The organism is Streptomyces sp. So13.3, assembly GCF_005860785.2.
Lineage (GTDB): Bacteria > Actinomycetota > Actinomycetes > Streptomycetales > Streptomycetaceae > Actinacidiphila > Actinacidiphila fildesensis.
Map to the genome: position 1 here is coordinate 8,396,210 of NZ_CP048835.1, position 22,356 is coordinate 8,418,565.

20 protein-coding genes and 1 pseudogene are annotated in these 22,356 nt (G+C 70.5%); 16 read left to right on the forward strand and 5 right to left on the reverse strand.

Annotated elements, in window-relative coordinates:
• Positions 1 to 2 precede the first annotated feature (2 nt).
• From C8250_RS37440 to C8250_RS37465, 6 genes and pseudogenes are all read left to right on the forward strand, one after another.
• Positions 3 to 443, forward strand: coding sequence for a DUF2809 domain-containing protein (locus tag C8250_RS37440; RefSeq protein ID WP_138355226.1), 441 nt, complete (start codon positions 3 to 5; stop codon positions 441 to 443).
• Between the two features lie 27 nt (positions 444 to 470).
• Positions 471 to 1,277: pseudogene (locus C8250_RS37445) on the forward strand (YndJ family protein); the annotation flags it as partial.
• Between the two features lie 215 nt (positions 1,278 to 1,492).
• A complete protein-coding gene (locus tag C8250_RS37450; protein WP_138355228.1) occupies positions 1,493 to 2,077 on the forward strand; it encodes a DUF1990 domain-containing protein in 585 nt (194 codons plus the stop codon).
• A 269-nt stretch (positions 2,078 to 2,346) separates the two neighbouring features.
• Positions 2,347 to 3,681 carry an MFS transporter gene (locus C8250_RS37455; protein WP_138355229.1) on the forward strand — a complete coding sequence of 445 codons (1,335 nt, stop codon included), beginning with the start codon at positions 2,347 to 2,349 and terminating at the stop codon, positions 3,679 to 3,681.
• Entirely contained in the window at positions 3,678 to 4,736 is a 1,059-nt protein-coding gene (locus C8250_RS37460; protein ID WP_138355230.1) for a 5'/3'-nucleotidase SurE, read from the forward strand. Before C8250_RS37455 ends, C8250_RS37460 begins: the two co-directional genes overlap by 4 nt.
• A gap of 203 nt (positions 4,737 to 4,939) precedes the next feature.
• Entirely contained in the window at positions 4,940 to 6,814 is a 1,875-nt protein-coding gene (locus C8250_RS37465) for a glycoside hydrolase family 3 N-terminal domain-containing protein (protein WP_346268783.1), read from the forward strand.
• A gap of 65 nt (positions 6,815 to 6,879) precedes the next feature.
• On the opposite strand, the gene C8250_RS37470 is transcribed toward C8250_RS37465, so the two are convergent.
• Together C8250_RS37470 and C8250_RS37475 are read right to left on the reverse strand one after the other, a co-directional pair.
• A complete protein-coding gene (locus C8250_RS37470) occupies positions 6,880 to 7,647 on the reverse strand; it encodes a VOC family protein (protein ID WP_138355231.1) in 768 nt (255 codons plus the stop codon).
• Between the two features lie 91 nt (positions 7,648 to 7,738).
• Positions 7,739 to 7,957 carry a DUF2277 domain-containing protein gene (locus C8250_RS37475; RefSeq protein WP_138355232.1) on the reverse strand — a complete coding sequence of 73 codons (219 nt, stop codon included), beginning with the start codon at positions 7,955 to 7,957 and terminating at the stop codon, positions 7,739 to 7,741.
• 129 nt (positions 7,958 to 8,086) lie between these two features.
• On the opposite strand from C8250_RS37475, the gene C8250_RS37480 reads away from it, so the two are divergent.
• The 3 genes from C8250_RS37480 to C8250_RS37490 are packed head-to-tail and all read left to right on the forward strand — an operon-like array spanning position 8,087 to position 9,356.
• A complete protein-coding gene (locus tag C8250_RS37480) occupies positions 8,087 to 8,728 on the forward strand; it encodes a hypothetical protein (protein ID WP_138355233.1) in 642 nt (213 codons plus the stop codon).
• Between the two features lie 44 nt (positions 8,729 to 8,772).
• Positions 8,773 to 8,988, forward strand: coding sequence for a ribbon-helix-helix protein, CopG family (locus tag C8250_RS37485; protein WP_138355234.1), 216 nt, complete (start codon positions 8,773 to 8,775; stop codon positions 8,986 to 8,988).
• Complete coding sequence (locus C8250_RS37490; RefSeq protein WP_138355235.1) at positions 8,985 to 9,356, forward strand: hypothetical protein; 372 nt, start codon at positions 8,985 to 8,987, stop codon at positions 9,354 to 9,356. Before C8250_RS37485 ends, C8250_RS37490 begins: the two co-directional genes overlap by 4 nt.
• On the opposite strand, the gene C8250_RS44565 is transcribed toward C8250_RS37490, so the two are convergent.
• Positions 9,349 to 9,603 (reverse strand): alpha/beta hydrolase, encoded by a 255-nt coding sequence (locus tag C8250_RS44565; protein ID WP_346268784.1) that lies wholly within the window; start codon positions 9,601 to 9,603, stop codon positions 9,349 to 9,351. The genes C8250_RS37490 and C8250_RS44565 overlap by 8 nt on opposite strands.
• A 245-nt stretch (positions 9,604 to 9,848) precedes the next feature.
• Here C8250_RS44565 and C8250_RS37500 point away from each other — a divergent pair, with 245 nt between their 5' ends.
• Positions 9,849 to 11,054 carry a thiolase family protein gene (locus C8250_RS37500; RefSeq protein ID WP_138355280.1) on the forward strand — a complete coding sequence of 402 codons (1,206 nt, stop codon included), beginning with the start codon at positions 9,849 to 9,851 and terminating at the stop codon, positions 11,052 to 11,054.
• A complete protein-coding gene (locus tag C8250_RS37505) occupies positions 11,054 to 12,229 on the forward strand; it encodes a 4-hydroxybenzoate 3-monooxygenase (protein ID WP_138355236.1) in 1,176 nt (391 codons plus the stop codon). The genes C8250_RS37500 and C8250_RS37505 overlap by 1 nt, the downstream gene beginning before the upstream one ends.
• Before the next feature lie 120 nt (positions 12,230 to 12,349).
• Here C8250_RS37505 and C8250_RS37510 read toward each other — a convergent pair whose 3' ends face one another.
• The gene (locus C8250_RS37510) at positions 12,350 to 13,144 is read right to left on the reverse strand and encodes a VOC family protein (RefSeq protein WP_138355237.1); all 795 of its coding nucleotides are present in this window, start codon (positions 13,142 to 13,144) and stop codon (positions 12,350 to 12,352) included.
• A 354-nt stretch (positions 13,145 to 13,498) separates the two neighbouring features.
• Here C8250_RS37510 and C8250_RS37515 point away from each other — a divergent pair, with 354 nt between their 5' ends.
• From C8250_RS37515 to C8250_RS37530, 4 genes are all read left to right on the forward strand, one after another.
• Entirely contained in the window at positions 13,499 to 14,740 is a 1,242-nt protein-coding gene (locus tag C8250_RS37515) for a glycoside hydrolase family 88 protein (RefSeq protein ID WP_138355238.1), read from the forward strand.
• A gap of 4 nt (positions 14,741 to 14,744) precedes the next feature.
• The gene (locus tag C8250_RS37520) at positions 14,745 to 16,670 is read left to right on the forward strand and encodes a glycosyl hydrolase family 28 protein (protein ID WP_138355239.1); all 1,926 of its coding nucleotides are present in this window, start codon (positions 14,745 to 14,747) and stop codon (positions 16,668 to 16,670) included.
• A 5-nt stretch (positions 16,671 to 16,675) separates the two neighbouring features.
• Positions 16,676 to 18,859 (forward strand): discoidin domain-containing protein, encoded by a 2,184-nt coding sequence (locus tag C8250_RS37525; RefSeq protein ID WP_232485121.1) that lies wholly within the window; start codon positions 16,676 to 16,678, stop codon positions 18,857 to 18,859.
• Positions 18,860 to 19,018: 159 nt separating this feature from the next.
• The gene (locus C8250_RS37530; protein ID WP_244809621.1) at positions 19,019 to 20,674 is read left to right on the forward strand and encodes a glycosyl hydrolase family 8; all 1,656 of its coding nucleotides are present in this window, start codon (positions 19,019 to 19,021) and stop codon (positions 20,672 to 20,674) included.
• Positions 20,675 to 20,759: 85 nt separating this feature from the next.
• Here the strand turns inward: C8250_RS37530 and C8250_RS37535 are convergent, their stop codons facing one another.
• Positions 20,760 to 21,269: a DUF1772 domain-containing protein gene (locus tag C8250_RS37535; RefSeq protein ID WP_138355240.1), complete on the reverse strand. Its 510-nt coding sequence runs from the start codon at positions 21,267 to 21,269 to the stop codon at positions 20,760 to 20,762.
• A gap of 146 nt (positions 21,270 to 21,415) precedes the next feature.
• Here C8250_RS37535 and C8250_RS37540 point away from each other — a divergent pair, with 146 nt between their 5' ends.
• Positions 21,416 to 22,348, forward strand: a complete 933-nt coding sequence (locus tag C8250_RS37540; protein WP_138355241.1) for an AraC family transcriptional regulator — start codon at positions 21,416 to 21,418, stop codon at positions 22,346 to 22,348.
• Positions 22,349 to 22,356: the final 8 nt, after the last annotated feature.

Here is a 22,356-nt window from a genome sequence, read left to right on the forward strand (position 1 = left end):
GCATGAACGACTCCTTGAGGCGCGGCGGACCATTGTCGACACGGCTGTTCGCCGTCGGCGCCGCCGTGCTGACGGTCGCGGTGGCGCTGGGCGTCAGGGCGGGCGCCACAGGTGCGACGGAAGCGGTCGGCAAGTACGCCGGGGACGCGCTGTACACCGTGCTGCTCCACGCGCTGGTCGTCCTCGCCGCGCCTCGGGTGAAGCCCCTGGTGGCGGTCGCGGTCGCCCTCGGCGTCAGCTGGGCCGTCGAGTTCGCTCAGCTCAGCCCGGTACCCGGCGAACTGTCCGCGCGCAGCACACTCGCGCGCCTGGTCCTCGGGTCCACCTTCAACGCGCCCGACCTGTTCTGGTACGCCGTCGGAGCGGTGTTCGGCTGCGTCGTCCATTTCATGTTGAACGCGTTCAGTTCTCGGCGTACAGTCGGCGTCGTACGGGAGAATTGAACGCGTTCAACGTAGGGGTGGGGCGCCGTGACGGCTCTGGTGAACCTGATCGTCATGCTGGGCATGCTCGTCGTGGTCCCGTGCGGACTCACGCTGATCCACGGGCCGGGTATCGCCGCGGTCCGTGTGTTCTGGCTGGTCGGCGCCGTGCCGGGGAGCGTGGCGCTGTGGCTGCCGCGCGGCGGTCCGGCGACCGGGCTCGCCGCCGTCTACGCCGCCGCCACCGTGGTCCTCGCCGCCACCGCTCCGTTGCGGCTGGCCCGCACCCGGCCGCTCGCGCCCCGCGAGATCGCGGTCCTGACCGCGCTCGTCACCCCGTCGGTGGCGGGACTGGCGCTGGTCGCCGAGCGGTCGGGCCACCGGCTCCTCGGCTTCGATCTGAAGATCCTCGAGCTCACGGTGCCGCACTTCCACTTCGCCGGCTTCACCGCCGCGCTCATGGCCGGGCTGGTCTGCCGCGCCACCCCAGGCCGGGTCGCGGGCCGGCTCGCCGCGTTGAGCGTGCCGGTGGGAACGCTGCTCGTCCTGGCCGGCTACTTCATCGACGACTGGGCCGAGCTCGCCGGAGCCGTCGTCCTCACCGCCGGAATGTGGCTGGTGGGCCTGCTCACCTGGCGCGAGATCCGCACCGGCGCCCCCGACCGGCTCACCCGCGGTCTGCTCGGCACATCGGCGGCCGTCCTCCTGGCGACGATGCTGCTCGCCCTGAGCTGGGCCCTGGGGGAGGCCACCGGCATTCCGCACCCCACGCCGGCCTGGATGGCGGCGACCCACGGTCTCGGCAACGCCCTCGGCTTCGCGCTGTGCTCGGTGCTCGCCTGGCGCCGACTGCGGCCGTCGGATGAACAGCCATACGAACGGCGGGATGAACAGCGAGTTGAACGGCCGGTCGAGCGGACGGCCGCTCAGCCGGACGTACGGCTGGAACCCGATGGACGGCTGGAACCCGGTGGACGACTGGAACCTGGCGGACGACCGGAGCCGGACGAAGGGCCGGAACCGGTCCGCGACGGTGCCGAGAAGGGCGTCCTGACGGCGGGTACCCCCGCATGACGCCGAACCCCGGGCGGAAGCCCGTCGCGAACGCCGGTCCCCGCCGGGATCCGGTCCCGAGCTATCCCGAGTTCGGCGCCACCCGGCACGGGGAACTGCCCGACGGATACCACCACCTGCACCACGAAGTCGTGATCGGACGGGGCCGGGAGGTCTTCGAGAGGGCGGGCGCCGCCGTCACCACCTGGCAGATGCACCGCGCGGCCGGTGTCCGGATCCGGGCCGGAGCGCCGCGCGCGGAGCCCGGGATCGCGGTGGAATGCGCGATCGGCGTCGGGCCGTTCCGGATCGCCGCCCCCTGCCGCGTGGTGTGGACCGCTGACGAGGCCCAGCGGATCGGCTTCGCCTACGGAACGCTGACCGGGCATCCGGAGTGCGGTGAGGAGTCCTTTGTCGTGGAGCTCCTGCCCGACGACTCCGTACGGTTCACCGTCACCGCGTTCAGCCGCCCGGGCCGCTGGTACACCCGCCTGGCCGGGCCGCTCGTACCGCTCTGCCAGCGCCTCTACGCCCGACACTGCGGCCGGACCCTGCGGCGGCTGGCCGCCGCGCCGCCGGTGGATGCGGCTCCGATCGGGTAGCCCGAACCCTGGAAGGGACCCGGACAGGACCGGGGACAGCAGGGCCGGGAACGGGCGCTGTCGCAATGATGTGTTCACTTCTTGAACACACAGTCGTGCATCACGGATCCATTGCTTCGCGAACCGACCTCTTACATTGCTGACACGTGTCATCTACGCTCACCGACAACGCCCCGCCGCGGCCTCCGGAGCCGGTCGGTTCGACTACTGGCGCGCGTTCCCCTCGCTCTGCCCCCGTTCCGCCGTCTCTTCCGTTGAAGGGTCCACCGATGAGCACACTGCTTCCCGAAGAAGGGTCTTCGGTCCTCGCGCCCGGAGGTCCGGACGAGGTCATGCGCCCCGTCAACCGCTACCGCCTGGGCCCGCTGTACGTCACGCTCCCGCTCGCGAACATCGCCCTGTACCTGCTGTGGCTGGGCGTGGGCAGCTTTCTGCTGCCGATCCAGGTCGCGCAGATCACCGGCACGAACGACACGGGGGCGCTGTCCACGGCGAGCACCACGGGCGCCATCCTGGCGACCGTCGGCAACCCGATATTCGGCCAGCTCTCGGACCGCACCCGATCGCGCTTCGGCCGCCGCGCCCCGTGGATCCTGCTCTGCGCCGGGATGGGCGCGCTGGCACTGATCGGCCAGGCGCACGCGAACTCGATCGCCATGCTCGGACTGAGTTGGGGCGTCGTGCAGTTCATCATGAACGGCTACCAGGCGGCGCTCACCGCCTGTATGCCGGACCGGGTCCCGCAGTCCAAGTACGGCACGTTCTCCGCCCTCGTCGGACTCGGTGTGCCGCTCGGCACCATCGTCGCGGCGCTGGTCATCGGTGGTGTGCCGGGCAGCAAGTTCGGACTCGACGGTGTCATCGGCGGCTTCGGCGGCCGGTTCGCGGGGGAGAAGGGCTACTACCTGATCGCGGCCTGTGTCGTCGTGGCCGCGCTGATCTTCACCGTCGTGTCGCCCGACACGTCCGCCCGGGACCTGCCGCGGCAGAAGTTCGACCCGCGGGCGTTCCTGTCCAACTTCTGGGTCAACCCGAAGGAACACCCCGACTTCATCTGGGCCTTCCTGTCCCGGCTGGGGGTCATGCTCGGCTACTTCGTCGTCCTGACCTACAACATGTATCTGCTGGCCGACTACATCAAGATCCCACCGCAGGACCTGCTCCCGACCGTCGGGTTCCTGATGATCGTCAACGCGGTCTGCACGATCGCCGCCGTGATCCTGATCGGCCCGCTCGTCGACCGTGTCGGCAGGATGAAGCCGTTCGTCCTGGCCTCCGGCATCGGGGCTGCGCTGGCGCTGACCCTTCCGATGATCTCGCCGACCGAGGGCGGCATGGTCGCCTACAACGTCGCGGGCGGAGTCGCCTTCGGCGTCTACATGGCCGTCGACATGGCCCTGATCACCAAGGTCCTGCCGGCCACCGCGGACGCGGGCAAGGACATGGGTCTGATCAACATCGCCAACGCGGGCCCGCAGATCCTCGCCCCGACCGTCGCCGGCTGGATCGTCAGCGCCGCCGGGTACGAGGCGCTGTTCCCGGTGGCCGCCGCCGTCTCCCTCGCGGGAGCCGTCCTCGTGCTGCGCGTGCGGGGTGTGCGATGAGAATCCGTGACCACCGCGGCACCGTCACGACGCTGCTCGCCGCCGGAACGCTCGTCCTGCCGCTGAGCGGCAGCGCGAACGCCGGAACCGGCAACCACCATGACAGCGAGCCGCTCGCCGGGATGCGGATCCTGATGAGCAACGACGACTCCATGCAGATGGCCCGCCCCAACGCCTCCGACGGCAAGGGCCTTTACGAGGTGCGGCGCGCGCTGTGCTCCGCCGGAGCCGACGTCGTCGTCATGGCGCCCTGGGCCAACCAGAGCGGCGCCGGTACGGGCGCGGCCGGCAGCGGCTCGCTCACCGTGCAGCGGCGTACGGTCCTGCCCGCCGGCTACGGCCAGGACTGCGCTGGTGCGCCCGCCGCCGGCGCCGTCTTCGGAGTGTGCAAGGGCGCCACCGCCTGCGACGCCGCGAGCGTCAGCGCCACCCCGGTCGACACCGTCCGGCTCGCGCTGAACGGCGGCCTCGCCGCCAAGGCGGGCTGGACGACAGCCCCCGACCTCGTGGTCACGGGCAGCAACTCCGGGCCCAACGTCGCCTCGGTGGTGAACGATTCCGGCACGGTCAGCGCGGCTCTCGCCGCGATCGAGGAGGGCACGCCCGCCGTCGCCCTCAACAGCTCCTACGACCCGACGGTCACCACCTCCCTGGAGGTCGCCGACCGCACCTACCGGCAGACGGCCGACTTCGGTGCCGCCTTCATCGGCTCCCTCCGCCATCGCGGGCTGCTGACCACCGACTTCGTCGTCAACGTCAACTACCCGTACCTCGCCGAAGGGCAGCAGCCCCGGAGCACCGTCCGGTCGTCGGTGGGCAGCCAGAAACTGATCCAGCCCAGCTACGCACAGACCGCCGCGAACGGCGACACGTTCACCGTGGGCGACGCCCTCTGCGCCGCCGACAACCCCAAGTGCCGTCCCGCGACCAAGCGCGACGCCGACTACCGGCTGCTGCAGCAGGGGAACGTCACCGTCACCCCCATCACTCCTGACCGGACGTTCGAGGGCCGCGAGGCCGGGCGGCTCGAACGCTTCGTCAGGACCGGCCGCTGACTTGACCTCAGCGGCCGGACGAGGACACCGGCCCCGGCACTCCGGAGGGGAAGTGCCGGTGCCGGTGGCCCTCGCACCGCACCACCGCCCAGCGCGGGCCGAAACCACTGCGCACCACCGCCGACCCGGCCGACCTTTTTCACGGTGGCGGCGCCCGTGCGCGGCGGTGAGCCCACAGAGCCGACAGAACGGAACCAACCCCTGTGTCCCAGCATCCGACGACCCGCCCACCGACCCGCGCACCCCTGCTCCAGGCACCCGACGGCACACCCTTCCGGGACCTGAACGGCAACGGCGTCATGGAACCGTACGAGGACCCCCGGCTGCCGGCCGGCGAACGGGCGGCCGACCTCGTCGGGCGCATGACGCTGGAGGAGAAGGCGGGTCTGCTCTTCCAGACGATGGTCGGGATCAACGCCGACGGCACCCTCGTCGAGCCCGAGACCGGCGCCGCAGACGACGACCCGATGCGCGCCTCCACCTCCCGCATGGTGACCGGCAAGCTGATGAACCACTTCAACCTGTTCGGCGCCGCCGCCCCGCGCCGGATGGCCGAGTGGAACAACCGCCTGCAGGCGCTCGCCGCGACCACCCGGCTCGGTATCCCGGTGACGATCTCCACCGACCCGCGCAACGGGTTCATGGACAACCCGGCCGCCAGCGTGCACACCGAAGGCTTCTCGCTGTGGCCGGAGCCGCCGGGCCTGGCCGCCATCGGTGACGAGGAACTCGTGCGGCAGCACGGGGACATCGTCCGCCGTGAGTACCTCGCCGTCGGCATCCGGCTCGCCCTGCACCCCATGGCCGACCTGGCGACCGAACCGCGCTGGGCGCGCGTCGTCGGCACCTTCGGATCCGACGCGGGCCTGGCCGCCCGCATGGTCGCCGCCTACATCCGCGGGCTGCAGGGCGAGACCCTCGGCACCACCAGCGTCGCGGCGATGACCAAGCACTTCCCCGGCGCCGGGCCCCAGCTCAACGGCGAGGACGCGCACTTCGCCTACGGCCGTGAGCAGGTCTACCCCGGTGACAACTTCAAGCACCACCTGATCCCCTTCGAGGCCGCGTTCGAGGCGGGGACCTCGCAGATCATGCCGTACTACGCGATGCCCGTCGGCACCGAGTACGAGGAGATCGGCTTCGGCTTCAACAAGGGCGTCATCACCGGGCTGTTGCGCGGCACCTACGGCTTCGACGGCATCGTCTGCACCGACTGGGGGCTGGTCACCGACTCCGAGATCTTCGGCGCGCCCTTCCCCGCCCGGGCCTGGGGCGCGGAGCACCTGGACCGGCTGACCCGCGTCGAGCGCATCCTGGACGCCGGCGCCGACCAGCTCGGCGGCGAGGCCTGCCCCGAACTCGTGGTCGAGCTGGTGCGCGGCGGCAGGATCAGTGAGGAGCGCATCGACGAGTCGGTGGGCCGGCTGCTGCGGGAGAAGTTCGTCCTGGGCCTGTTCGACGATCCGTTCGTGGATCCCGACGAGGCCGCCCGGATCTGCGGCAGCCAGGAGTTCAGCGACGCGGGCACCGCGGCGCAGAGCCGCTCGGTCACCGTCCTCACCGACCGCCCGGCCGCATCCGCCGCGCCGCTGCTGCCCCTCGCCGCCGGACTGCGGCTGTACACCGAGGGCGTCGACCCCGAGGTCGCCGCGCGCTACGGCACCGTGGTCGCCACGCCGCAGGAGGCGGACGTCGCGGTGCTGCGGATCGCCACCCCGTTCGACCGGCGCACCGAAGGCTTCGAATCCTTCTTCCGCGCCGGCCGGCTGGACTTCACCGAGGACGAACTCCGTCCGATCCTCGATGTCGTCTCAGCGGTGCCCACGGTCGTCGACATCTTCCTCGACCGGCCGGCGGTGATCCCGGGCATTGCCGAGCAGGCGGCGGCCCTGGTGGGCACCTTCGGGGCCTCCGACGCCGCGGTGCTGGACGTGCTCTTCGGCAGGGCCGCGCCCGAGGGGCGGCTGCCCTTCGAACTGCCCCGGTCCATGGCCCAGGTCGAAGCGGGCCACGAGGACATGCCCAACGACTCCGGCGACCCGCTCTTCCCCTTCGGGCACGGGCTCACCATCGGCTGACGTCCTGCCCGCCGGTGCTCCGCTGTCCGCCGTCCGTCCGCCCGTACCGCGGGCGGACGGCGGATTCACGCTCTGGTGATGACGGAGAACTCCGTGCCGAACGGATCGGTGACGGTCGCGATCCTGCCGTAGGTCATGTCCTCGGGGACACCGGCCGTGCCGCCGGCCGCCGTGGCCCGCTCCACCGCGGCGTCGGTGCCGTCGACCTCGAAGGTGGTGGCCCAGGCGGACGACGGAGCGTCCGGCAGGCCGAAGATGCCGCCGATCTCGTAGCCGTCCGGACGGCGCAGGAAGGTGAAGTCGACGTCCGGGAGATCCTTGTTGGAGTCGAGCGTGTAGCCGAACACCGCTGTGTAGAAGGCACGGGCCGGGCCGGGATCCGGGGTGACCAGGTCGTTGCGGACCAGGGACCCGGGCTCGTTCACGATCTCGCAGCCGACGTGCGCCCGGCCCTGCCAGAGACCGAACCGCGAGCCGACCGGGTCCTCGGCAAGAGCCATGCGGCCCTGGTCCATGACATCGCCAGGGGCCGTGATCAGGGTGCCGCCGGCCTCGGTCACGCGCTTGGCCGTCGCGTCGCAGTCGTCGGTGGCGATGTACATGGTCCAGCGCGGGGACGCCCCGGCCGGTTCCCGCTCCGGGTCCTGCACGAGCGCCGCGACCGGCTTTCCGCGCAGCAGACACATCGTGCAATGACCGCTCTCCGCCGACCCCACGGCGTACTCCCAGCCGAACAGCGCGCGGTAGAACTCCATCGCGCGCTCGCGGTCGGGGACGACGAGATCGATCCACGTCGGCGTACCGTCCGGTGGATTGCTGGTGACGTAGCTCATCGCACGACCCTTCGTCGGAACCTGTGGGTCTGACGTTAGGAGTCATCGCGGTCAGGTGCTGTCCGCAATGCGGCCGCGGCGGCGGGCGGGTTTACGTCGTCGGGGCGCCGCGCACGGTCAGCTCGGCGAGGAGCTGCCGGGTGGCCTCGGCCACCGCGTCCACCGCGTGGTCGAAGACCTCGCGGTTGTGAGCGGCCGGGGCGCGGAATCCGGAGACCTTACGGACGTACTGCAACGCCGCCGCCCTGATGTCGTCGTCATCGACGTCGGGGGTCATCGGGGGTCGGAGAGTCTTGATGCTTCGGCACATGACTCCAGTGTGCTCCGCCCCTCGGACAGTCGGCCGGGACAGGCTCCCGGCCGACCGGTCGGTACTGTCGTCCCACAGGGGGCGGCAGACCACGCCCCGCCGCACGACCGACACCGGACGGGGGTGGACATGACCAAGCAGCCGACCGTGGCCCAGCGCCGCCTGATCACCGCCGCCGACCCGAACACCGGGCTGCTCCGCGGCTCGCAGGCGCTGCTCGACGCGCTCTGCGGCCAAGGGCTCGCCGTGAAGCACCCACGCGCGCCCCACCGCTGCTATCTGACCCCGGCCGGACTCGCATTGCGCACCGAACTGCTCACGCCCCCGCCCGAGCCCACCGCCGACCCGCCGCCCGAGGTGGAGACCTTCGCCGCGCGCACCGGCGACGAGCCGGCGACGGCCGACGATCCGCGCCGGGCCCGGGAGGTCGCCGTCGCCTGGGAAGGGCTCCTGGAGCTGCGCCGCGTCACCAACCGAGGGATCACCGACCAGCCCTGCCCGTGGGAACGCGCCCACCTCGTCTCGGGCGCCGCCCTGGCGCTGGAGGCGGCCGGCTGCTCCCCGGCGGTGGCAGGCGAGGGCGGATATCGGGTCGGCCCCGCGCAACAGCCCGAGGCCGTGAGCGTGGAGTGGACCGGCGGCGGCGCCGAGCCCGCCGCGGTCGGAACGGCCGCCTGCGCGGCCGCGCTGGAGCGCGCCGGCTGGCAGGTCACCGAGCATCCGGACGGCGCGGGCGGGCGCTTCCTGCTGGCCTCGCCGCGTCGCGCGTGACGATCCTCTCGCCGCGTACAGCACTATCGCTGTACGCTGGTGCAATGTCGAAGCATGTGACGATCCGCCTTGACGAGGAATTCCTCGAGCGACTCAAGGTCCGCGCCGCTGAGCAGGGCACCACGGTCACCGCTCTGATCACCGAGGCCGCCAGGCGCGAGCTGGACGAGAACCGTGACCGGTTCCTGGCCGCGGCGGCGGACTTCAACAACGAGGAAAACTGGGCGTACGTCCAGGAGAGGTTCGGCCCCAAGTCGTGAAGATCGACCTGACCTGGGCCTGGAACGTCCTGGCCCATCACCTGCCGTCCGACCCCACGGTCTGGGACCCTTCGGGTATCGAGGCCGCCATAGCGCGTCATGCGTCCGACCTCGTCATGGCGCCCGACAGCCCCGGCCACGACACGGCCTGGCGGGCCGCCGCGCTGCTGCACACCCTGACCGTGTGCCCGCCGCTCGAATCGCCGATGAACGAGTTCTACGCCATGGCCATGACCCGTTCGTACTGCGCCGCGGCGGGCTGGAAGACGCTGCCGGACACGGTCGCCCTCGGCGATCTGGTGGACCGCGTCAAAACCCACAGGACCGGGATCCAGCAGGTCGCCGAGGTGCTGCGGCCACTCAGCTGAGTGCGTAGGGGCCCGTTCTCGCCGGGTCCGGCACCGGCAGCGGGTTCGCCGCGCAGCTGGTGTCGTGGGCCGGAGCGGCTCCGGTGAGCAGGTAGCCGGTGACGATGCCGTCGACGCACGCGTTGCCGTTCAGATACTGGCCGTGGTCACCGCCGCCGGTGACCGTCACCGCCGCCGCGGGCAGCGCCGCGGCCACCATGGCCGCCACCACCGCGCCGGACTCCGCGGAGATCCTCCACCGTGACATGCCGAACCTGAACAGCGTTCCTCCTGGAGGGTGTTGCCGTCGCACTCCCGCTGTTCCGGCGTACCGGGACGAAGACCGATCCCGCTGGTGCCACTCCCGCGGTGGCATCAGTGCCACCGCGGGCGACCGGTGCCACCCCGGCCCCCGGTCACCGTGATCACCCGGCTCGGTATCCTGCACCCGACGCCGGCGAAGAACTCTCCGCGCCGCGCCCCGAAGGCCGCAGGAAGGGACCGGTGACCCATATGGCCAGCGTGCCGAACGTGCCGAACACCCGTGACGTCTACATCGTCGACGCCGTCCGCACCCCCGTCGGGAAGTACGGTGGCGCGCTGTCCGGCGTCCGCCCCGACGACCTGGCCGCACACGTCCTCAAGGCCCTGGTGGACCGCACACCGGAACTGGACCCGGCCAGGATCGGCGATGTCTTCTTCGGCAACGCCAACGGCGCGGGCGAGGAGAACCGCGATGTCGCGCGGATGGCCGTGCTGCTCGCGGGCCTGCCGGTTTCGGTGCCGGGCGTGACCGTCAACCGGCTGTGCGCGTCCGGGCTGGAGGCGGTGGTCCAGGCGTACCGGGCGGTCGCCCTCGGGGACGTGTCGATCGCCGTCGCCGGCGGCGTCGAGTCGATGAGCCGCGCCCCCTGGGTGCTGCCCAAGCCCGACCGCGCCTTCCCGGCCGGCCATCAGGAGATGTACTCCACGACCATCGGCTGGCGCATGGTCAACCGGCGCCATGAACCGGCGTGGACGATTCCGCTCGGCGAGGGCGCGGAACTGATCGCCGACAAGCACGGCATCACCCGTGAGCAGCAGGACGCCTTCGCCGTCGCGAGCCATGAGAAGGCGGCGCGCGCCTGGAAGGACGGTCTTTACGACGACGAGGTCGTCGCCGTCGAGGGCACCACCCTCGTACGGGACGAGACGATCCGCGACAACACCTCGGTGGAGTCGCTGGCCAAGCTCAAGACGGTCTTCCGTGCGGGCGGCACCGTCACTGCGGGCAACGCCTCGCCGCTGAACGACGGCGCCGCCGCCCTGCTGATCACCGACGAGGAGGGTCTGGCGGCCACCGGCCGTGAACCGCTGGCCCGCATCCGGGCGAGCGCCGTGTCCGGCATCGAACCGCAGTACTTCGGGCTCGGCCCGGTGGAAGCCGTCAACCGCGCGCTGACGCGGGCCGGCCGGGGCTTCGGCGACCTGCGCACCTTCGAACTCAACGAGGCGTTCGCCGCGCAGGCCCTCGGCTGTTTCGCGGAGTGGCCCGGCCTCGATCCGGCGGTCGTCAACCCGCGCGGTGGCGCCATCGCCATCGGCCACCCGCTCGGCGCGTCCGGCGCCCGTATCGCCGGTGCCGTCGCGCACCAGCTGAAGGCCGCGGGCAGCGGTACCGGGCTCGCCGCGCTGTGCATCGGGGTGGGGCAAGGGCTCGCCCTGGTCCTGGAGCGCTGATGCGCACCACGGTCGGGATCATCGGCGGCGGTCCCGCCGGACTGCTGCTGGCGCGGCTGCTGCATCTGGCGGGCGTCGACAGCGTCGTCCTGGAGTCCCGCGACCGTGCCTACGTCGAGCAGCGGCAGCGCGCGGGAATCCTGGAGCAGGCCACCGTGGACGCGCTGCGCGCGTGCGGGGCGGGGGAGCGGATGGACCGGCAGGGGCTGGTCCATGACGGTGTCGAGCTGCGGTTCGACCGACGGGCGCACCGTATCGACTTTCCGTCCCTCACCGGCGGGCGCCGGGTGATGGTCTACGCCCAGACCGAGGTGGTCAAGGACCTCATAGCCCTGCAACTGGACGGTGGCGGGCCGCTGTTGTTCGAGGCGAGGGCCACTGCCGTCGAGGGCGCGGACACCGACACGCCCGTCATACGGTTCACGCACGAGGGCCGCGAGCGGACCCTGGAGTGCGACTACGTGGTGGGCTGCGACGGCTTCCACGGCGTCGCCCGCGACGCGATCCCCGAAGGCGTGCGGCAGACCTTCGAGCGGGTGTACCCGTACTCGTGGCTGGGGATCCTGGCCGATGTGGCGCCGTCGTGCGACGAGCTGATCTACGCGCACTCCCCGCGCGGGTTCGCGCTGCACAGCATGCGTTCGCCTTTGGTGAGCCGGCTGTATCTGCAGGTGCCCAACGGCGAGGATCCCGCCGACTGGCCGGACGGGCGGATCTGGGACGAGCTCGACGCCCGTTTCGCGATCGACGGCGACTGGAAGCTGGACCGGGGGCCGATCACCGCCAAGTCCGTGCTGCCGATGCGCAGTTCGGTCACCGAGCCGATGCGGTACGGGCGGGTGCTGCTGGCCGGGGACGCCGCGCACATCGTGCCCCCGGCGGGTGCGAAGGGCCTGAACCTGGCCGCCGCCGATGTCATCGTCCTGGCGCGGGCGCTGGCGGAGCTGCGGGACACCGGATCGGCGGAGCTGCTCGACGCCTACTCCCGGACGTGTCTGCGCCGGGTGTGGCGCGCGGAGCACTTCTCGTACTTCTTGACGACCACGCTGCACAACGAGCCCGGGCAGTCGCCGTTCGCCACCCGGCTGCAGACCGCCCAGCTCGACCGGATCACCGGGTCCACGGCCGCCGCCACCGACTTCGCCGAGAACTACACCGGCCTGCCGATCGGCTGACGGGACCTACGGCCGACGGGGTCGGCGTGGCCCGTGAACGCGCTCACCGGAACCCCCTCCCCCCGTGGGAGCGGGTGCCGGTGAGCGTTCGAGCCGTGGGACGGCCGTCGGTGCGTGCGGTCAGCCGGCGTCCGGCGCCGCCCCGGTGAGCAGGGCGAACTGGGCGCCCGCCGGGTCCAGGAGCATGGCCAGCCGGCCGACCCCGGGCGCGTCGTCCGGCGGCATGATGGCGGTGGCTCCGTGCGCGACGGCCGTGGCGAAGGTGGCGTCGCAGTCGGCCGTCCCGAAGTACGGGTGCCAGTTCGGGGTGCTGCCGGGCCCGGTGCCGCCCGGGGGCAGTTCCATGAGGCCGCCGTGCTCCGCCTCGGCGTCGGTGCCCGCCGGGCGGATGAGCGTGTAGGTCATGCCGGGCATCGGGGCGTCGTTGAAGTCCCAGCCGAGGACCTGGTGGTAGAAGGCCTTCGCGGCGGCCGCGTCGGTGGTGTGGAGTTCGACCCAACACAGCGCGTTGTCGGCGGTCACCAGGTCCAGACCCTTGTTGTCGGCGGGCTGCCAGACGTTGAACCCGGCGCCGGCCGGGTCGGTGAAGACGGCCATACGGCCCATCGTGAAGACGTCCATCGCCGGGAACGGCACGGTGCCGCCCGCCTGCTCCACGGTCTTGGCGGTGGCGTCCGCGTCGGGCGTCATGAAGTACGGCGTCCAGCGCGGTTCCACGCCCTCGACCATGATCGGTCCGACACCGGCGACGGTCTTCCCGTCGAGGACGAACATTCCGTAGCCGCCCGCGTCGGGGCCGGCGGACTGGAAGTCCCAGCCGAAGACCGCGTTGTAGAACGCGGCGGACGCCGGAATGTCGCGGCTCGCGAGGTCGAGCCAGTTCGGCGCGCCCGGGACGTAGTCGGTGGAGAGCATGAGGGGTTCCTTCCAGCTGTTCTCGCGGTGCCTGCCCGGCGCGGGGTTCGGGCGCGGCTGTCTGTGAGGTAGACGATCCGCCGCCGCAGAACTCATCGTCCCTGCACGCCGCATTTCTGGCGACTTATGGTTCTTGGTAATACATCCGATATCTGATGTCTGGCATGTCCGAATCATCGAGGCTCTGGTTCGTCCCAGGGGTCACTCTGGGAGCCATAGATCCAGCCAGTTGTTGGTTCGACGATAATTGTTAGGGTTATTGACAGATGTTTCAGCGCTGCTAGATTCCGTTTAAAGGTCCAACCTTTGCTACCCGATCAGCCCCCGATGCAGGGGATTCAGGGTGAGGGGATCATGAACGGATTACGTGCTCTGACGGCCGCGCTCGCGGCCTGCGCCGCGCTTGTCGCGCTGAACGGTCCACCGGCGGCGGCTGTACCCGAGAAAGCCTCGGTCACGGTTCCAGCCCCGGTTCCGGTGTCCGCTCCCGGCGTCGCCGCCGCCGGTACCGACTGGTCGGTCGCGATGACCGACTCGACGATGGCGCGCTTCACTCCCAGCCAGATCGGCGGCTGGTCGTACCCCGTAGGCCTCTACCTCTACGGCCAGTACCTCGTCTACCAGCGCACCCACAACCCCAAGGACCTGGCGTACATCAAGAGCTGGGTGGACCGGTTCGTCGACAGCAAGGGCGCCATCGGCCAGAGCTTCAACAACCTGGACAGCATGCTCGCCGGCCGGCTGCTGGTGATCATGCGCCACGAGACCGGCCAGGCGAAGTACGGGACGGCCGCCACCAAGATCCGCAATCGGCTGGCCACGTACCCCAGGACCTCCGACGGCGGATTCTGGCACTCCACCTCGGACAGCCGCGCCCACCAGCTCTGGGCCGACGGCACGTTCATGGTCAACCCGTTCCTCGTCGAGTACGGGCGGGAGTTCAACGACACCGCGTACGCCGACGACGAGACGACCAAGCAGCTGGTGGTCTACGGCACCCATCTCCAGCAGCCGAACGGCCTGCTCAAGCACGCCTACGACGAGTCGAGGACCGCGAGCTGGGCGAACCCGTCCACCGGGCTGGCCCCGGAGTACTGGTGCCGGGCGGTCGGCTGGTACGGAATGGCGGCCATCGACGTCCTCGACAACATCCCGGCGAACCAGCCGCGCCGGGACCGGCTGCTGGCCATCCTGCGCAACCTGGCGGCCGGTATCGAGCACTACCAGGACCCGGCCACCGGGCGCTGGTTCCAGGTCGCCGACAAGGGCACCCACTCGGACGACTGGACCGAGACGTCCTGCTCCAGCATGTTCACCTTCACCCTGTCGCGCGCGGCGGAGCAGGGCTACATCGACCCGCACTACGCGGCGGTGGCGCGGCGCGGCTACCAGGGTGTGCTGGCCAAGGTCGCGCTCGGCACCGACGGCCGGACCAACCTCTCCGACATCTCCATCGGGACCAACGTCGGCACCTACGCCTACTACATCGGGCGCACCCGGGCCACGAACGACTTCCACGGCCTCGGCGCCTTCCTGATCATGAACGAGCAGCTCCGGGGGACCACCGGCAGCAGCTCGCCGAAGGCCGGGGAGTGACGTGATGAAGCGAATCGCAGTTCTCGTGGGTCTCGCCCTGTTCGTCTTTCTCGGACTGGCGCAGGCACCCGCCATGGGAAGCACGGCCGGCTCCGCACCCGGTTCCGCACCCGGCGCGGCGGCCCGGGCGGCCGCCGAGTTCAACGTCCGGGACTACGGTGCGACGGGCAACGGCTCGACGAACGACACGGCCGCCGTCAACAAGGCGATCACCGCCGCCAATGCCGCCGGCGGAGGCACCGTCCGCTTCCCGTCCGGCAGTTACAAGTCCGCCAACTCGATCCGCCTGAAGAGCAATGTGACCCTCCAGCTGGACTCGGGCGCCACGCTCACCGGTTCCAGCGCCGACACCTACGACGCGGCGGAGTCCAACCCGTACGACGCGTACCAGGACTACGGGCACAGCCATTTCCACGACGCCATGATCTGGGGCGACCGGCTCACCAACATCGGGTTCACCGGATCCGGGACGATCGACGGCGGCGGCAACCTCATCACCGGCAACCCGAAGGCCGGCGAGGCGGACAAGATCATCTCGCTGACGCGCTGCAACGGCCTGACGCTCAGCGGGATCACCCTGCGGCGCGGCGGCCACTTCGCCGCGCTCATCAACGGCTGTTCCAACGTGACCTCGGACCGTCTGACGATCGACACCGCGAGCGACCGGGACGGCTGGAACATCATCAGCACCACCAACGCCGTCATCACGCATGCCGACATCGCCGCCAACGACGACGCGCTCGTCTTCAAGAGCGACTACGCGCTCGGCGCGAAACTCCCCAACGGCCATGTCGTCGTGCATGACTCACATCTGTCGGCGCGCTGCTGCAACGCCCTGATGTTCGGCTCCGAGACCTGCGGGGACTTCACCGACTACCAGTTCCAGGCGATCACGATCACCGGCGCCGACAAGTCGGGCCTCGGCATGGTCTCCATGGACGGCGCCGACATCTCCGACGTCCACTACCGCGACATCACCATGACCGGTGTGCGCTCACCCATCATGCAGAAGATCGGCACGAGAAAACGCTGCGGCAACAGCCCGGGCGTCGGTCACATCAGTGACATCACCTACGACAACATCACCGCGACCGGCGCCTCGCCCGCGTTCAGCCCGACCCTGTGGGGCGAGTCCGGCGGCAACCACATCGACGGTGTGACGTTCCGGAACGTCAACATCACCGTCCCGGGCGGCAGCGGCACCACGGCGGTCACCGTCCCGTCCAACAACCCCACCGACTACAACCCGAACAGCATCGGCACCCGCCCCGCCTACGGCTGGTACCTGCACAACGCCAACAACATCACCTTCACCGACAGCTCGGTGCGCTTCGCCGCCAACGACGGCCGGCCCGCCGTCCTGGCCAACACCGGCAGCACGGTGAAGTTCGACCACTTCACCGCCCAGCGCGGCACCAACAGCCCGTACGACCTCGGCTTCCAGGGCGTCACCGGCTACTGCGTCGCCAACAGTGCCAACACCACCGGCGGGGCGCTGCGCGTCAACGCCACCGGCTCGACCGCCGGTTGCGCGCCGCCGTCCGCCGCGCGGTACGAGGCGGAGGACGGCTCGTACTCCGCGGGTGGCACGGTCGACACCGATCACACCGGCTACAGCGGGACCGTGTTCGTGAACTCCGCGAACGCGGCCGGCGCCTACGTCCAGTGGACGGTGAACGCCGCGCAGGCCGGCACCGCGGACATCACCCTCGGCTACGCCAACGGCACCACGGCCGACCGCCCGATGGACATCACCGTCAACGGCGCCGCGGTCCCGGCCGGCACGGCCTTCGGCGGCACCGGCAGCTGGAACACCTGGCACACCGCCGTCGTCACCGTCCCGCTCCGCGCGGGAGCCAACACCATCCGCGCCACCGCGCCGACCGCGGCGGGCTGCCCCAACCTCGACTACCTGGACGGTCCGGTATGAACGCGATGGACAGGAGGGCGGACCGGAGGACGTTCGTGCGGCTGCTGGCCGTGGTCGCGCTGATCCTCGGTGCCCTGCTGCTGCCCGGCACCGCGGCGCGCGCCGATCTGCAGAACCCGCGGCAGGACTTCCTGCGCGGCTCCACCAGCGGGCTGTTCCTGCACTGGGGCGAACGCACCGCCCCGGCGCACACCGACTGCGCCCAGTGGGAGTCCGATGTCACCAACGGCGGCTGGACCCCGGCGTACTGGGTCAACGAGGCCCAGAAGCTGCATGCGCAGTACCTGGTGCTCGCCACGTTCCACAGCCGGCTCGGCTACGCCCGGCCGTGGCCGTCGGCGATCCCCGGCAGCTGCAGTACCCACCGCGACTTCCTCGGCGAACTGATCACCGCCGCGAGCGCGAAGGGCCTGAAGGTCATCCTCTATATGACCGACGACCCGCAGTGGCATGCCGAGGGCGGCCATGAGTGGCTCAACTCGGGTGCCTACTCGTCGTACAAGGGCAAGACCGTCGACCTCACCACCCGTGATGGCTTCGGGGAGTTCTCCTACGACAACTTCTTCGAGGTCATGAACCGCTATCCCACCCTGGGCGGGTTCTGGATCGACAACGACAACGCGTACTGGGAGAGCCACAACCTCTACGCCCAGATCTACCAGAAGCGCCCCAACTACACGATCAGCAACAACAACGAAGACACCCCCATCATGGACATGATCAGCAACGAGCAGAAGACCGGCATGTCCCCGGCGTACGACTACCCGCAGGCGCTCTACACCGCCGGCCCCCGGCTGACCGAGGCCGACTTCAAACTGCCTTCCACCGGGGCCTGGTGGTACGACGGCTCCAACCCCGCCGTCGACCGGGCCCTCACCCTCGGCCGGCTCATCACCAACGCCGGATCGTCCGTGAAGGCGCTGATGGCCGAGACCGCCCAGGTCAACGGCAGGTTCCCGTCGAACCAGGAGGCCTTCAACACCTTCGCCAACAGCTATCTGAACCCGATCTGGGAATCGCTGCACGGCACCGAGGGCGGCGGCTATCTGTACGGCGGCCTGCAACCCGGAGCCTGGAACGACGGCGCCCGCGGCGTCACGACCATCAGCACGTCCGACCCCGACCGGCAGTACATCCATGTCGTCACCCCGCCGTCGACGAGCACGCTGCGCCTGCGCGACAACGGGTACCGGATCTCCGCCGTCACCGATCTGCGCACCGGCGCGCCCATCGCCTTCAGCCAGTCCGGCGGCAGTCTCACCCTGACCGGGCTGGGCGGCTGGGATCCGTACGACACGGTCTTCAAGGTGACCGCCGACGGCCGTACGGGGATCTATCCGGCCTCCTCGTACACGATGAGCGCCAGTGCCTCGGCGAGCGGCCACGGCGCCCCGGCGGCGGCCGACGGCAGTTATCTGACGTACTGGGACAGCAATCAGACGCTGCCCGTGCGGCTCGACTTCGACCTCGGATCGTCGAAGCCGGTGCGGTACGTCGGCATCAACCAGCGGGAGGACTCGGTCAGTTACGCCCGCTCCGCCACCGAGCAGTCGGCACGCATCAAGGGCTACAACGTGTACGTCAGCAGCGACGGCAGCACGTGGGGGAGCCCGGTGAAGTCCGGCACCCTGCCCAGCGCCCGCGGGGTCGCGACCATCGACATCCCGGCGGTCACCACCCGTCATGTCCGCCTCCAAGTGACCAGCACCTACGCCGCCTCCACCGACACCGCGCGCTACAAGCGGCTGCGCATCGACGAGACCTGGATCGGGTCCGGGTACGCGACCGGGAGCACCGGTCCGTCCCCGGCCCGCTACGAGGCGGAGGCCGCCGCCTTCTCCGCGGGCAGCTCCGTCGACTCCGACCACACCGGGTACACCGGGACCGGCTTCGTCAACACCGGCAACGCGTCCGGCGCGTACGTGGAATGGACGGTCGACGCGGCGGCCGCCGGAAACGTACCGCTGGCCGTCCGGTACGCCAACGGCACCACGGTCAACCGTCCGATGGACATCGCGGTCAACGGCACGACCGTGATGTCCGCAAGGGCGTTCAACGGCACCGGCGACTGGAACACCTGGGCCGACTCGACGCTGACGGCGGCGCTGCACGCCGGGGCCAACACCGTCCGGGTGACCGCGACCACGGCGACCGGCGCGCCCAATCTCGACCATCTGGACGTGGGGTAGCGGGATCGCCCCGGGAGGGCCGTTCGCCGCGATCGGCTAACGGTTCTCCCGGGGCCCCTTGACAGAAGGCCCGCGTGGCGCTCCCATGCATTCTTGGTTAGGAAACTTTCCTAACCGTGTCCCGCGTCCCGTCCCGCTGTCCTGAGGGAAGGTCCCCACGTGCGCATCCCCATCCCCCGAAGACTCCTCGGTCTGACCCTGACCGCATCGCTCGGCCTGCTGTTGCCGCTGGCCGCCGAGGTACCGCAAGCCCAGGCGGCCACCACCCGCTACGAGGCCGAGAACGCGACACTGTCGCAGTCCTCCGTCGCCACCAACCACACCGGGTTCTCCGGCACCGGCTTCGTCGACTACACCAACATCGCCGGCTCCTCCGTGGAGTTCACCGTGACCGCGGCCGCCGCGGGCAGCGGCACCCTCGTCCTCGGCTTCGCCAACGGCACCACGGTCAACCGCCCCATGGACATCGCGGTGAACGGCACGACCGTCGCGTCCGGGGTCTCCTTCGCGGGCACCGGCTCCTGGGACACCTGGCAGACCAGGACCCTCACAGCGACGCTGCTGGCCGGCAGCAACAAGATCCGCGCCACCGCGACCACCGCCAACGGCGGGCCCAACCTCGACTACCTCGACGCGAACCCCCAGGGCGGAGGCGGCGGCGGTGGACCCACCGTGCCGTTCGGCAGCCACCAGTTCCCGTACACCGCGGGCACCCTCAAGCCCTCGGGCGCGCAGAGCACCATCGACCAGGCGGTCGTCACCACCTACAACCAGTGGAAGGCCGCCTTCGTCAAGCACAACTGCGGCAACGGCTGGTACGAGGTCATCTCGCCCGACGCCGACCACCCGTACGTCGCCGAGGGCCAGGGCTACGGCATGGTCGTCACCGCGCTGATGGCGGGCGCCGACACCAATGCCAAGACCGTCTTCGACGGCCTGGTGAAGTTCATGCTCGCGCACCCGTCGGTGAACAACCCCAACCTGCTCGCCGCCGAACAGGACAGCTCCTGCAAGAGCGTCGACGGCTCGGACTCCGCGACCGACGGCGATCTCGACGTCGCGTACGGCCTGCTGCTCGCCGACCGGCAGTGGGGAAGCACCGGCACCTACAACTACAAGAACCTCGCGGTCCAGCACATCAACGCCATCAAGGCCAGTGAGGTCAACTCCACCACTCACCTGATGCTGCTCGGCGACTGGAGCGGCTCCGGGGAGTCCCACCACTGGATCACCCGGTCCTCCGACTGGCTGATCGACCACTTCCGCGCCTTCAGGACCGCGACCGGCGACAGCGCCTGGGACACCATCCGCACCGCCCACCAGAACCTGATCACCCAGCAGCAGGCGAGCTACGCGCCCAGTACCGGACTGCTCGCCGACTTCGTCGTCAACACCAACACCACCCCCAAGCCCGCCGCGGGAGAGGTGCTCGAAAGCCCCAACGACGGGGACTTCGGATGGAACGCCTGCCGTGACCCCTGGCGGGTGGCGACCGACGCCGTCACCAGCGGTGACCCGGCGTCCCTCGCCTCGGCCCGCAAGCTCAACGCCTGGATCAAGACCAGGACCGGCGGCAACCCCGCCAGCATCGTGACCGGCTACCACCTGAACGGATCGACGTTCGACAGCGGCCACGACATGGCCTTCACCGCACCGTTCGCGGTCGCCGCCCTGACCGACCCCGGTTCCCAGGCCTGGCTCGACGCCCTGTGGAACAAGCTGGCCGGCACGCCCCTTGACGCCTCGCTCTACTACGGCGGCAGTGTGCAGCTCCAGTCGATGATCGTCGTCTCCGGCAACTACTGGATTCCCTGACGGGAACGACTGGGGCACCTCCCAGCGGTAGCTGGGGGAGGGCCCGGTGGAGAGCCTTCCGCCGGGCCCGTCGGTGCGACAGGACCTACGGCGTGGCCCGCCCGTAGAGCACCAGCGCCCAGATCAGACAGCCGAGCGCGCCCGTGGCGGCCACCGCGCGGAAGAGGTTCCAGCGGACCCACCGCGTCTCGAAGCGCTCACGGACCGCGGCGAGAGCGGAGGCGCCTGCCGACCCCGGGTCGCCGGCCGCGGCGAGCTCGTCGTTGAGCGGGATGTTGACCGCGAACGTGGAGACCAGCGTCAGCACGTACAGGACGGCAGCGGCGCCGATCCAGGGCAGCGGACCGTCCGGGGCGTCCCCCGGCAGGTGCAGCGCCCCGGCCAGCAGGGTGAGCACCAGTGACCCGCCGAAGCCGAGGGCGAACCAGCCGTTGAGGATACGGACGTTGATCCACTGCATGCCGTCGACGAACGTCCGGTCGTCGGCCCTGCGCAGACCGGGCATGACGGCGCAGGCGAAGCCGTAGTACAGGCCCGCGATCAACCCGGTGGTGATCGTGGCGCCCACCAGTGCGACCGTGCGGAACTCGTCCATCGTCGAAACCTCCCTCAGCGGACCGCCGGGCCGCCGTGCGGCTGATCGGTCATGAGGACAGTCAAGCCGTAACAGCCAGGACCGGCCATGATGCAGAGCCTCAACTCCATACGCGTGCGTCCACCCGGACGTCTAGGCTGAAAGACATGGACGCACTCGCCGGTCTCCTGGACGGGCCCCGGGCCCGTGGCGCATTCCTGATGCGGTCGGTCCTCGACCCGCCGTGGTCGCTGCGGATCGAGGACCGCGCTCCGCTGACCCTGATCTCCCTGGTGCGCGGCGAGGCGTGGGTGCTGCCCGAGCACGGTGCCGCGGTGTGCCTGCGCCCCGGCGACATCGCCGTTGTCCGCGGCCCCGCCCCGTACACCGTCGCCGATACTCCGGACACGCCGCCGCGGATCGTGATCCACCCCGGGCAGCTCTCCACCTCCACGGAGGGCGACGAGCTGTGCGAGACCATGGACTTGGGGGTTCGTACCTGGGGCAACCGCCCGGACGGCGCGACGATGATGTTCACCGGCACCTATGCGATGGACGGCGAGATCAGCCGGCGGCTGCTGGAAGCGCTGCCCACGCTCCTCGTGATGCCCGCCGACTCCTGGGACTGCCCGCTCGTCGCGCTGCTCGGCGAGGAGATCGTCCGCGACGAGCCGGGTCAGGAGGTCTTCCTCGACCGGCTGCTGGACCTGTTGCTGATCGCCCTCGTCAGAGCGTGGTTCGCCCGGCCGGAGGCCGAAGCGCCCACCTGGTACGTGGCGTTGGCCGATGCGGTGGTGGGCCAGGCGCTGCGGCTGCTCCACGACCACCCGGCGCACCCTTGGTCGGTGGCCACGCTCGCGGCGAAGACCGGGGTGTCGCGTGCCGCGCTCGCCCGGCGGTTCACCGAACTCGTCGGCGAGCCGCCGATGGCGTACCTCACCGGATGGCGGCTGTCGCTCGCCGCCGACCTGCTGCGGGAGCCCGATGCCACGGTCGGCTCGGTGGCCAGAAAAGTAGGCTACGGAAGCGCGTTCGCCCTGAGCACCGCCTTCAAGCGGGTCCGCGGCATCCGGCCGCAGGAGCACCGGGCGGGCGTGTGACGGCCCAG